The following is a 12,145-nucleotide window of genomic DNA, read 5'->3' on the forward strand; positions in this document are numbered from 1 at the left end:
TTTCCCCATGTGAGAGTAGGACATCGCCAGGCTTCAAATTTAGACTTAAATGTCTAACCAGTGCGGAGCGGTAGTTCAGTTGGTTAGAATACCGGCCTGTCACGCCGGGGGTCGCGGGTTCGAGTCCCGTCCGCTCCGCCATTTTATTCGAGAGTCGTCTCATTAAACACGAACAACAGGGGTGTAGCTCCAATTGGCAGAGCAGCGGATTCCAAATCCGCGTGTTGGGAGTTCGAATCTCTCCACCCCTGCCATATTTAAGGCCTCAGCAGAAATGCTGAGGCCTTTTTTACATCTGTCGTTTTTTAAGCATAAGCACCGCGAGTACTGTGCTCCTCACTTCTACATCATCTCGGTTTAATTTCTCAAAGTACCAGCTATTTATCCGCTCTTTAATTGAGGCGCTAGGAAAAATACTAGAGCTTTTTATCATGCTTAGTCTTCTCTCGTCCTCAAATTTCTCATTTTCTGATATCGCATTTCTCTTGATATATACTATTACCACTAGGGTGATAAGAATCTGAGTTCCTGCTATTATCGGCGCTTAATTCTAATAATTAGGAAGCAATTTTATGCCACATCTTCGATTTAGAGCGGTCGAGCCTCAAGCGGTTCAAGCACTCTCAAAGCCTCTTACTGACGAGTTACAGCCGCTAATGGATTGTCCTCGTGAGGATTTCACTTTTGAATACATTTACAGTACATTTTTTAGTGAAGGTGAAGTAAGTGCTGCTTACCCTTTTGTTGAGGTACTGTGGTTCGACCGTGGTCAGGAAACACAGGATAAAGTTGCTAAAGCAATCACCCAACAAGTCCGTGGCATTGCAGGTGAAGATATCGATGTTGCGGTAATTTTCTCAGCCCTCTCCCCAAAAGGCTACTATGATAATGGTGAGCACTATTAAGGAATAAGCGCGATGAAGCTGAGTCTTTCTTTTTATCTAAGTTTTTTGTTCTCAGCTTTTGCTCATGCGACTCCATGGGAGCAGGTTCCTGGTCCCACAAATAACTTTTCCTCTTCTATTGGTAGTTATGCCAATGGATGTCTAGATGGTGCTTTACCTCTTCCTTTAGATGGCATCGGCTATCAGGTTTTACGTAGTCGCACGAAGCGTTACTATGGGCATCCACATACTATTGGTTTTATCGAAGGCCTCGCTAAAAAAGCAAACCAAGACCTTAATACAACCTTGCTCATCGGAGATTTATCTTTAGCGCGTGGTGGGCGTTTTTCTTCTGGTCACTCCAGTCACCAAACAGGTTTAGATATCGATATTTGGTTGCGTCTAGCCGATGAACCTTTGTCGTATAATGAACTGCAGCTTCCTAGGCCAATGAGTGTGGTGGATCTAAAAAAATACCAAATCTTAGAACATCGCTGGGAGGTGCGACACTTTGAAATTATTCGTAGTGCGGCTCAAAGTGAAGATGTTGCTAGGATCTTTGTTCATCCAGTAATTAAAGAGCAATTGTGTATGCAGGAAGAGGGCCGTGAGCGAGCGTGGCTGCGTAAGATCCGCCCTTGGTGGGGGCATCATTATCATTTCCATGTTAGGTTAGCTTGTCCCGATTCCAGTCCTAACTGCGTGGATCAAGCTCCCCCTCCTGTTGGTGACGGGTGTGGGGCGGAACTTGCAAGTTGGAAGCCTAAAGCCACGCCTCCAGAAACAACAAAGAAAGTAAATGCTCCTCCCCCAGTTCAGAAAAAGAGAAAGCTAACTCCAGCCAAGTGCACTCCACTTATTACAATGAACTAATGAATATGGTGTTGTCATATCTCGGTTATGAAACTGGAGAATCATCACACTTTTGTCTACAGTGAATAATATTAGTACAAAAAATAGCCTAAGTTATTTGAGTGGTATTGCATTTAAGTTTTTAGAAAACAGTTGCTTATGGTGGTTTGTCCCATTTTCTTTGTTTTCAAACAGAACTAATTCTGACGACTCTCTGATTACTTAGCTTCGTGTCTGTCAGTTGGCAATGGAAGTGGCTTTGCAGACAATATTAATAGGTGGGCTGAGTGGCTTGTTGCCCGTCGCAGAGTAAATCAAGGACAAGACCATGACAATGATTTGTGCAAAAGAATTTGCGGGATGGCTGAGACACAGATTTAGCGGTGAAGAGACAGGTGTTTCTATTTCAAGAGATGATATTAATCATCTTACTGGTAGGCAGCGTTTAGACCCTGGGTTCGTTAGTGATGTTCATTATGAGTTAATGCAGTATGGGATGGCATTCGTTACTGACACTAGCAGGGAGAACTTTTATTTGGTGCCGGTTTCAAATGCTTCAGACTGGCGTTCTCGTTTGGAGTATAACTTTGAGAAAGAGATGTTTTGCAATATCTATCCTATCGAGAAGTCGGGTTAAAAAAAGGTTCAACTTTGGATACAAAGTTGAACCTCTTTCGTTTACGCTAACCCTTGAATGATCACGAACTTCTCTAGCAATTGCTCTTCAGTTTCTACATGATTTGGGTCGGTAATAATGCATTTTGTAATAGGACACACTGACTGACATGTTGGCTTTTCGTAGTGACCTTTGCATTCTGTACAAAGAGCAGGATCAATCTCGAAAATTCTGTCACCCATCGTAATTGCACCGTTAGGGCATTCTGGGTCACACATATCACAGTTGATGCACTTATCGGTAATAAGTAGTGCCATGATTACTTACCAGTTGGGTTACGGGTATCCTGACCTGCATTTAAGTTACGCATCAACAGACCGTATTCCAAATCCATGTCTTCTGGAACTGGAATAAATACAAAGTGGCCGTTACCTTTTGCGTCTTCAATTGATTCTGACTTACGGTTTTCCATCGCTTCTAGCGTAAAGATTACGTTGCCTTTTGGCGTCATTAGTTCAAGGCTGTCACCAACGATGAACTTGTTCTTCACTTCAACTTCCGCCATGTCACCACGACGTTTACCAGTGAACTCACCAACGAATTGCTGAGCATCAGATACAGAGTAACCGTAATCGTAGTTTTGGTAGCTGTCGTGAGTGTGACGACGTAGGAAACCTTCTGTGTAACCACGGTGAGCTAGGCTTTCTAGCGTACCCATTAGGCTTTCATCAAATGGACGACCAGCAACTGCGTCATCAATCGCCTTACGGTAAACCTGAGCTGTACGAGCACAGTAGTAGAAAGACTTAGTACGACCTTCAATTTTAAGAGAGTGAACACCCATCTTAGTTAGACGTTCTACGTGTTGGATTGCACGTAGGTCTTTCGAGTTCATGATGTAAGTGCCGTGCTCATCTTCAAACGCCGCCATTTTTTCTTCTGGGCGGTGGCTTTCAGAAAGCAGTACAACTTCGTCAGTTGGTTTGCCGCGACCGATCGTCGTTTCAGGACGTTCGTCTGCAACTTCGATTGCTTGAGCTTCGTTTGGATCGAATGCTTCAACAATTTGGCCTGTGTCGTTTTCTTTGCCTTCTTCTACTTTGTATTCCCAACGGCATGCGTTAGTGCAAGTACCTTGGTTCGGGTCACGTTTGTTGATGTAACCAGAAAGTAGGCAGCGGCCAGAGTAAGCCATGCATAGAGCACCGTGAACGAAAACTTCTAGTTCAGTTTCAGGACAGTGCTCGCGAATTTCTTCGATTTCTTCTAGAGAAAGCTCACGAGAAACGATCACACGCTCAACGCCGTTAGCTGCCCAGAACTTCACAGTTGCCCAGTTTACTGCGTTCGCCTGTACAGACAGGTGGATTGGCATTTCTGGGAACGCTTCGCGAACCATCATGATAAGACCTGGATCAGACATGATAAGTGCGTCTGGGCCCATTTCTACCACTGGCTTAAGGTCGCGGATGAAAGTCTTAAGCTTAGAGTTATGCGGTTGGATGTTACATACCACGTAAAGCTTTTTGCCTAGGGCATGCGCTTCGTTGATACCGATTTGTAGGTTTTCGTGGTTGAACTCGTTGTTACGTACGCGAAGGCTGTAGCGAGGTTGGCCAGCGTATACTGCATCTGCGCCGTAGGCGAATGCGTAACGCATGTTTTTAAGGCTACCTGCTGGAGACAGTAGCTCTGGTACGAATGCTTTCTCTGTTGTCATTGCTCAATTCTCTTAGTATCTGATCACAAGTCAGGCCAAATCCACCTCATGGAAATGGGGCGCAAATTTTACGTCAAAATGTGACCTGTGACTAGGAGAATTATGGTTTGGATAAACAAACGCCCTCAAAATAAGTGAGGGCGTTGTGATTGATCTTTGTTCGATATTAAGCGTTAGGGTTTGGCAGACCGCCTAGCGCTTCGTATAGGTTTGGTAGGAAAGCGCTGAACTCACCACACATTAGAGAGAAGTCTGCGTCGAAGCGAGCAGCTTGATCTTCACGTGGTATATCATCGTTTTGATCTTTTAGTTCATCAGAGAACTTAAGGCGTTTGATGCCAGAGTCCTCAGCCATGATGAATTCGATACGATCTTGCCAGTTTAGTGCTAGCTTAGTCACCACTTTATCTGCAGCGATGTGGTTGCGGATTTCATCGGTCGTCAGTTCTTGCTTCTTACAACGAATCACACCACCTTCCTCTAGCACAGACTTAAGTTCTGCTTCGTCCATCATTGTGATGCCTTGTGGCGTGTCGCCCGTTTTCACCCATTCAGTTAGGGTCGTTTCGATCGCAACTTCAGGGATTGCTGGTACAACAGGCAGGCTACCCATTGTCTTACGTAATAGCGCCAATACGTCTTCTGCTTTTTTATAGCTGCTTGCATCAACAAGGATGAAGCCTTCTTTTGGCATGATCAGTACGTAAGTGTGGCTGCTGCGGCTAAATGCACGTGGCAGTAGATCCATTACGATGTCATCTTTTAGGTTGTCTTTCTCTTTCTTTTTAAGAGGACGACCTTCTTGTGCTTCCATTGCTTCTACTTTTGCGTTTAGTGAATCTTTGATCACTGAAGCAGGTAGCATCTTCTCTTCTTTCTTGGCGCAAATCAGAATGCGGTTTTCAGAAACGTGCGTCATCATGTCGCCATTTCTACCCATCGCGCTAACCCAGCCAAACTTTTGTTTATCTTGGCTGCCACAAGGCGTGAATCGGAACTCGGCTAGTTGCGTTTCCAGTTGATCGGCGTTGAAGTTAACCTCGCGGTTAACGCGGTATACCAGACAGTTTTTAAACCACATAAATCTTCTCTAGGCTTGATGACAAGGGACTAATCATAGGGAATTTTCCCGGCGTTGTCCTAATTGAATTGAAAAAGATCATGATGAATCTCAAAAGAAACTTATATGAAAATTTGTTTTCAAAGGTCACAAAAGTGTCATAATTGGTGGTAATAATGCTTATGCATAGAGGGGCGCTTTGTCCTTGAAATTCATTAGCTCAACTCACATAAGGTTATTCAATTATGTCTAGAAGGATTCTGGTTGTTGAAGACGAAGCTCCGATTCGCGAAATGCTCTGCTTCGTGCTTGAACAGAAAGGTTATCAAGCAGTAGAAGCAGAAGATTATGATACTGCGGTAACCAAATTGGCTGAACCCTTCCCAGATTTAGTGTTACTAGACTGGATGCTACCAGGCGGTAGCGGTATCAATTTCATCAAACACATGAAGCGTGAAGAGTTAACTCGTAACATTCCTGTTGTTATGCTCACCGCTCGTGGTGAAGAAGAAGATAAGGTTCGCGGCTTAGAAGTCGGCGCTGATGACTACATCACTAAACCTTTCTCACCAAAAGAGCTGGTTGCTCGTCTTAAAGCGGTAATTCGCCGCGTGACACCGACTGCACTTGAAGATGTGATTGATGTCCAAGGTCTAAAATTAGATCCTGTTTCTCACCGTGTTACCGCAAATGATGAAGCGGTCGATATGGGGCCAACAGAGTTCAAAATGCTGCACTTCTTTATGACCCATCAAGAACGTGTTTACAGTCGAGAACAACTGCTAAACAACGTTTGGGGTACTAATGTTTATGTAGAAGATCGTACCGTTGATGTGCATATCCGTCGTCTACGTAAAGCACTTGAAATGGCTGGCCATGACAAGTTGATTCAAACCGTTCGTGGTGCAGGTTACCGTTTCTCGACAAAGGCATAACATCGTTAGCAGCTTATCAATACCATTTATGGAGTAATGAGTGGTTGAAAGATTGACTTGGAAAAAGCTGGCCTGGGAGCTGGCTTTTTTTTACACCCCGTGGGTGATCATAGGTTGGATATTCGGTTATATGCCGTGGTTGCTTTTGGCTGCCACGGCTTTGCAGCTTGTATGGCATTTACATAATCAAGTTCGTTTGTCGGCTTGGTTGTGGGATGAAAAACGTCTGACACCGCCTTCTGGCAGTGGTAACTGGGAATCGTTGTTTAACGGTTTGTACCGCTTGCAGCAACGTCAGCGTCGCAAACGCAAAGAGCTCACCAACTTAATTCGCCGTTTCCGTAATGGTGCTGAATCACTGCCGGATGCGGTGGTGGTATTTCGCGCTGAAGGTAACATTGTGTGGTGTAACAAGCTTGCACAGCACCTTTTGGGTTTCCACTGGCCGGAAGATTCTGGACAACCTATTTCTAACCTAATTCGTACTCCAGATTTTATAAAGTACATCAACAAGCAAGACTTCTCCGAGCCGCTAGAAATGCGCTCCCCATTGAACGTCGAACGTATGTTAGAGCTACGTATCGTGCCTTACACCGAAGGTGAACACCTGATGGTGGTGCGTGATGTGAGTCAGCTTAAACAACTTGAAGGTATGCGTCGTAACTTCTTCGCTAACGTATCTCATGAGCTTCGTACACCGATGACGGTACTGCAAGGTTATCTTGAGATGACGGAAGACCCAGACATGATCGTCGGCCCAATGTGGACCAAAGCGCATGGTGTGATGACAGAGCAGCTCAATCGCATGAACAGCTTGGTTAATCAGCTTCTGACGCTTTCTAAGATTGAAGCGGCACCAATGCATGAACTGGAAGATGTGGTCAATGTACCTAGCATGTTAGAAGTGCTAGAGAAGGAGGCCATAAGCTTAAGTGGCGATGATCAGCATCAGTTGAAGTTCGATGTCGATTCCAATCTGCGTGTGCTTGGTGATGATGACCAGCTTCGTAGTGCGATCTCTAACTTGGTATACAATGCAGTGAAATATACGCCTCCTGGTGCGCATATCAATGTACGTTGGTATCAAACCGCGCAAGGTGCTTGCTTAGAAGTAGAAGACAGCGGTGATGGTATTGAGCCACAACACTTACATCGATTGACCGAGCGTTTCTATCGCGTTGATAAAGCTCGCTCACGAGACACCGGTGGCAGTGGTCTTGGCTTAGCCATCGTGAAGCACGCATTAAGCCACCACGATTCTCACCTAGAAATCCACAGTGAAGTTGGCGTTGGCAGTAAGTTTTCCTTCATTCTGCCAAGTCGTTTGGTGGTGAAGTCATGAGTGTCTTATCCAACGCAATCAAGAAAATCACGCTAGTCACGCTGGTTCTCTCTAGTGTGGCTTTTGCACAAGATAAACCGCTGCCTAGTTATCAGAAGACAACGGGTATTGCGGGTAACTTGCTTTCGGTTGGCTCGGATACACTCGCGGGGATGACCACGCTTTGGGTGGAAGAGTTTAAGTCTATCTACCCAAACATTAATGCTCAGGTGCAAGCTTCTGGTTCATCGACGGCACCACCTGCTTTAACAGAACAAACGGCACAATTCGGTCCAATGAGCCGTGCTATGCGCATGCGTGAAATTGAAGCATTCGAACGCGTTCATGGTTACAAGCCAACCGCGCTTCGTGTCGCGATTGATGCAATTGGCATCTTTGTGCATCAAGATAACCCGATTAAAGGGCTGAATTTCCATCAGTTGGATGCGATGTTCTCTGCGACGTTGCGTTGTGGTGAAAGTACGTTTATCACTAACTGGCGAGATCTCGGTATCAAAGCGGATTGGGCAAAGCGAAACTTGCAGCTGTTTGGGCGTAACTCTGTATCAGGTACTTATGGTTACTTTAAAAGTAACGCCCTATGCGGTGGAGACTTTAAAACTCGTGTGAATGAGCAGCCAGGCTCGGCATCAGTAGTACAGTCTGTGGCTTCTACAATTAGTGGTGTTGGTTACTCTGGCGTTGGCTATCGAGTGGCGGGGGTTCGTCTCGTACCGATTGCAAAAACAGGTACGGATTACGTTAGTCCAGTGCGTGAAAATATTATTTCAGGTAAGTACCCACTATCACGTTACCTATATGTTTACGTGAATAAACATCCGGATTATCCGCTAAGTCCAATCGAAGCGGAATTCATTCGCTTTATGTTCTCTGCCCAAGGGCAAGCGCTGGTCGCGAAAGATGGTTATGTTCCGATTACTGCTGACTTTGCCGCAGAGGAATTAAAAAAGGTCGGCTTATAAGCTGACCTTATTCTTTGCTTCATTGAGCTTGAAGTTTTAGAAGTTTAATTCCCACCCAGCGCTTTCCCAGCGTTGCTGCTCTTCCTGCAGGTCAGCATCGAGCAGTTTGTTATTCTCTAGCCAATCTTCTTCTACGCAGGTAAGTACCCACTTATCTTCTTGTATCGATAGTGTCAGCTCTGGCAGCGGGTCATCATTGCGTTGACCGTTCACCACGATGGCCAGGCGCAGAATCTTGATTAAGTTAATGATGTCGCTTTGTTTATAGAGGTTAAACTCTGGAAACTCATTCAACTTAAGGGATTTACGTTGAAAACGAGTTAAAGTTGCCAGCACCAATTGTTGTTCACGGTTGAAGCCTGGCAAGTTTGAATGCAGCAGAATGTAGAATGAGTGGCGATGAAAGCCGCGCAGACTGATACTTAAGCCAACTTCATGAAGCAGAGCTGCCCATTCAAGCAAATCAAATAGCTCACTTTTCTTCTTGATACCTAGTTCAGAGCGAACGTTGCACAGCAGTTCACGAGCATTACCTTTTACCCGAGCAGCGTGTTCGATATCGACGCGATGTTGTTTGGCGAGGTTTTCTGTGGTGCGCATACGAATATCAGAGCGCGCGAAGCGTTCTTCCATTTCATAGAGCAAGCCTTCTCGTAATGCACCATCGGAGAAAAACATCTGGTTGATTTTTAGCGATTGGAAGATCGCAGACAATATAGCTACACCAGCGGCAAAGACGGGCTTGCGTTCGTCGGAAAGGCCGACCAGTTCAATACCATCAATCGATTCAAACTCACATAGTGTGTCGATAAGTTTACCTAAACGCTTGTTGGTGATCAGCCCGTCTTCATAACCTAAACCAATCAACACTTCGCCTATTGCTTTGATAGTGCCGGAAGAGCCAAGAGCAATATCCCAGCCTTTCTTACGGTATTTTGAGGCAATGGATTCCATGCGTTGCTCTGCGGCGAGAATTGCTTTGCTGAAGTTCTTACTCGACAGTTTGCCATTGTTGAAGAACTGCTCGGTAAAGCTCACACAACCCATTTGCTTACTGTTGAGAAGCTCTGGTTCGAACTCTTGGCCTATGATCATCTCGGTACTTCCGCCTCCGATGTCGACCACCAATTTAGAGTTTGACTCCGCTTGAGTGTGTGCCACCCCTAGGTAGATAAGGCGAGCTTCTTCTTCACCAGGAATGATTTCGATAGGGAAAGGCAGAACTTCTTTGGCTCGCTTAATAAAGAGGTGAGCATTGTTGGCGCGTCTTAATGTGTGGGTGGCTGCGATTCTTACGTTTGAAGTTTCAAAACCCTGTAAGCGCTCGGCGAACATAGCAAGGCACTCGAGTCCTCGCTCCATCGCAGCATGGCTAAGGTTTAGCTCTGAATCGAGTCCCGCAGCTAAGCGCACTCGTTGTTTATGGCGGCTAACTAATTGCAGGTCACTTCCAACAACTTTCGCCACCACCATATGGAAGCTGTTCGAACCAAGGTCAATCGCAGCTATATGGCGTACATCTTGTTCAAGTATTTGAGGCATCTGCTTTTTGTTTTCTTATTTGCTTTTCTATATGTTTAAGATAGTCGTAGATAGCAACTTGTGAGCGAACTTTTTTACGGTTACCGCGTGGCACGTAGTTATTGCTCATCTCTTTATCTATCAAACGAGCCTTTACTGTATCGGTAAAGTGAATGTTAGTAATATCAATAACTCTTTGCTTCAAACGAGGATCGCGGATTGGTACTGCAACCTCAATGCGGTGATCGAGGTTCCGTGTCATCCAGTCTGCAGACGAGATATAAACTTGCGGGTCACCAGCATTATGGGTGATGATCACGCGAGGGTGTTCTAAGAAGCGGTCAACAATGCTGATAATGCGAATGTTTTCACTCACCCCTTCAATCCCTGGTACCAAAGAACACATCCCGCGGATGATCATATTGATTTTTACCCCTGCATTACTGGCACCATAGAGTTTATTGATGATGCCTCTATCGACCAAGTTATTCACTTTGATGGTCAATGCCGCTTTCTTTCCTGCTTTCGCATTGACAATTTCACCATCAATAAGGCGATATAGCTGTGTTCGAGAGTTACGTGGAGAAACAATCAAATGGTTAAACTTAACCGGACGGTAAGGGTTTTCTATATAACCGAATACATTCTGTACCTCGTCAGTGATCTCCTGGTCAGCCGTTAACAAGGAAAAGTCTGTGTAGATGCGAGCGGTCTTTTCATGGAAGTTTCCGGTGCCAATGTGGGCATAGTGAATAATTTCGCCCTCTTCGCGACGACTAATTAGTAGTAGCTTGGAGTGGATCTTAAGGCCTGGAGCTCCAAAGACAACATGCACTCCCGCTTCTGTCAGTATTCTGGACCATTCGATGTTAGCTTCTTCATCGAAGCGGGCTTGTAGCTCCACAACAACAGTGACACTCTTGCCATTGTGTACCGCATCGATCAAAGAGTTCATTAAACGGGAGTCTTTCGCCACGCGATAGATATTGATTTTGATACTTAGAACTTTAGGATCAAAGGACGCTTGGCGAACCAATTCTGAGATATGATCAAAGGTGTGATAAGGGTAATGCAGCAGTATGTCTTTTGTTTTGATTGCTTCAAAACTGTTGGCGTAACCTTCAAAGTCGGCACACTTCATTGGTGGCATCGGTTTATTTTCTAGGTAGTCACGCCCCACATTGGGAAAATTAATGAAGTCTTTGAAATTGTGATAGCGACCACCTGGAATGAGGTTATCGTAACTAGATATCCCCAGTTTATTGCACAAGAAGCTCAGCATTTTTTGTGGCATGTCACGCTCATAAACAAAGCGTACAGGCAAGGCCGTGAGGCGTTGGTTTACCCCTTCAGACATTTGTTCTAGGAGGCTGTATTCGACTTCAAAGCGCAAGTCATATTCAGCATCGCGCGTCATTTTCATTGCGTAACCATTGAGTTCATCGTATTCAAAAAAACCTTTGAATAGCTCATCAAGACAATAGCGAATGATGTTATCAAGTAAGATGATTGTTTTACGTCGTTTGCCTTTTTTTTCAGGCAGCATGACAAAACGAGGTAAGTGATCGGTTGGGATTTCAATTAGAGCGTACTGAGATTGATCGCCGTTGCGCAGGTCAACGGTAATGTAGGCGTATTCGTCTTTAAGGAACTGCAATACGTCTATGTCATCTTTGATCAACAGTGGCGTGATATGTGGCATTACCTCTTTACGGAAGTACTTAGTGATCCAACGCTTTTGGGTATCATCAAGTTGATTCTCGTTGACTAAGAAAATACGACGCCTAGCCATCTCACGAATTAATTCACTATACAGCTCATCGAACTGCTCATTTAACCTCAATGCTTTGGATTGCATCTTAGTTAACAAGTGCTTAGAGTTATCACTATCACCTCTTTCTTGGCTAATTAAGATCCGACGTTTTACGTCTGCAAAGCGCACTTTATAAAACTCATCTAAATTGTTAGAAAAGATCCCAAGAAAGCGAATACGTTCAATCAGAGGAACGGTTTTATCAGCGGCTTCTTGTAGTACTCGTTCGTTGAAAGACAACCAACTAAGTTCTTTTTCTATATAGAGTTTTTCTGCGCTCATAACCTTACCTAGCCTAAAATGAAGTAAATCCATACTCATCTGTTAGATACAAAATGATGAGCCTGAACATTATGAGGTTTACGTTACAGTTTTATTTCATACTACGATCTGTACAAGAGTTGTATTCTTTTCAGTTGTTTAATGTGATCTGTAATATA

General features: G+C 44.6%; 11 protein-coding genes and 2 tRNA genes. 8 read left to right on the top strand and 5 right to left on the bottom strand.

Translation table 11 applies throughout. The features are described from left to right. The first annotated feature begins 64 nt into the window (after positions 1 to 64). From ACTS60_RS04445 to ACTS60_RS04465, 5 genes are all read left to right on the top strand, one after another. A tRNA-Asp gene (locus tag ACTS60_RS04445) sits at positions 65 to 141 on the top strand. Between the two features lie 36 nt (positions 142 to 177). Beyond that, positions 178 to 254, top strand: a tRNA-Trp gene (locus ACTS60_RS04450). A 318-nt stretch (positions 255 to 572) separates the two neighbouring features. After that, positions 573 to 905, top strand: a complete 333-nt coding sequence (locus ACTS60_RS04455; protein WP_010446084.1) for a DUF1904 domain-containing protein — start codon at positions 573 to 575, stop codon at positions 903 to 905. A 12-nt stretch (positions 906 to 917) separates the two neighbouring features. Beyond that, positions 918 to 1,757 carry a penicillin-insensitive murein endopeptidase gene (gene mepA / locus ACTS60_RS04460; RefSeq protein ID WP_440887287.1) on the top strand — a complete coding sequence of 280 codons (840 nt, stop codon included), beginning with the start codon at positions 918 to 920 and terminating at the stop codon, positions 1,755 to 1,757. A 307-nt stretch (positions 1,758 to 2,064) separates the two neighbouring features. Continuing rightward, positions 2,065 to 2,373: a hypothetical protein gene (locus ACTS60_RS04465; RefSeq protein ID WP_440887288.1), complete on the top strand. Its 309-nt coding sequence runs from the start codon at positions 2,065 to 2,067 to the stop codon at positions 2,371 to 2,373. Positions 2,374 to 2,414: 41 nt separating this feature from the next. Here the strand turns inward: ACTS60_RS04465 and ACTS60_RS04470 are convergent, their stop codons facing one another. The 3 genes from ACTS60_RS04470 to rdgC form a co-directional block, all read right to left on the bottom strand. Further along, positions 2,415 to 2,669, bottom strand: a complete 255-nt coding sequence (locus ACTS60_RS04470; RefSeq protein ID WP_009843102.1) for a YfhL family 4Fe-4S dicluster ferredoxin — start codon at positions 2,667 to 2,669, stop codon at positions 2,415 to 2,417. A 2-nt stretch (positions 2,670 to 2,671) separates the two neighbouring features. Then, complete coding sequence (trhP, locus tag ACTS60_RS04475) at positions 2,672 to 4,072, bottom strand: prephenate-dependent tRNA uridine(34) hydroxylase TrhP (RefSeq protein WP_440887289.1); 1,401 nt, start codon at positions 4,070 to 4,072, stop codon at positions 2,672 to 2,674. A gap of 166 nt (positions 4,073 to 4,238) precedes the next feature. Continuing rightward, positions 4,239 to 5,153: a recombination-associated protein RdgC gene (gene rdgC, locus ACTS60_RS04480; RefSeq protein ID WP_005445276.1), complete on the bottom strand. Its 915-nt coding sequence runs from the start codon at positions 5,151 to 5,153 to the stop codon at positions 4,239 to 4,241. 224 nt (positions 5,154 to 5,377) lie between these two features. Between rdgC and phoB the strand changes: the two genes are divergently transcribed. From phoB to ACTS60_RS04495, 3 genes are read left to right on the top strand one after another with little or no spacing between them, the layout of a single operon-like run. Then, the gene (gene phoB, locus ACTS60_RS04485) at positions 5,378 to 6,067 is read left to right on the top strand and encodes a phosphate regulon transcriptional regulator PhoB (RefSeq protein WP_010446098.1); all 690 of its coding nucleotides are present in this window, start codon (positions 5,378 to 5,380) and stop codon (positions 6,065 to 6,067) included. Between the two features lie 40 nt (positions 6,068 to 6,107). Then, the gene (gene phoR / locus ACTS60_RS04490) at positions 6,108 to 7,409 is read left to right on the top strand and encodes a phosphate regulon sensor histidine kinase PhoR (protein WP_440887290.1); all 1,302 of its coding nucleotides are present in this window, start codon (positions 6,108 to 6,110) and stop codon (positions 7,407 to 7,409) included. Further along, positions 7,406 to 8,371 (top strand): PstS family phosphate ABC transporter substrate-binding protein, encoded by a 966-nt coding sequence (locus ACTS60_RS04495; RefSeq protein WP_440887291.1) that lies wholly within the window; start codon positions 7,406 to 7,408, stop codon positions 8,369 to 8,371. Before phoR ends, ACTS60_RS04495 begins: the two co-directional genes overlap by 4 nt. A 36-nt stretch (positions 8,372 to 8,407) precedes the next feature. Here the strand turns inward: ACTS60_RS04495 and ppx are convergent, their stop codons facing one another. After that, positions 8,408 to 9,913 carry an exopolyphosphatase gene (ppx, locus tag ACTS60_RS04500; RefSeq protein WP_440887292.1) on the bottom strand — a complete coding sequence of 502 codons (1,506 nt, stop codon included), beginning with the start codon at positions 9,911 to 9,913 and terminating at the stop codon, positions 8,408 to 8,410. Next, the gene (gene ppk1, locus ACTS60_RS04505; protein WP_440887293.1) at positions 9,897 to 11,987 is read right to left on the bottom strand and encodes a polyphosphate kinase 1; all 2,091 of its coding nucleotides are present in this window, start codon (positions 11,985 to 11,987) and stop codon (positions 9,897 to 9,899) included. The genes ppx and ppk1 overlap by 17 nt, the downstream gene beginning before the upstream one ends. Positions 11,988 to 12,145: the final 158 nt, after the last annotated feature.

This window comes from Vibrio sp. WZ-1 (genome assembly GCF_052037695.1).
Taxonomy (GTDB): Bacteria; Pseudomonadota; Gammaproteobacteria; order Enterobacterales; family Vibrionaceae; genus Vibrio.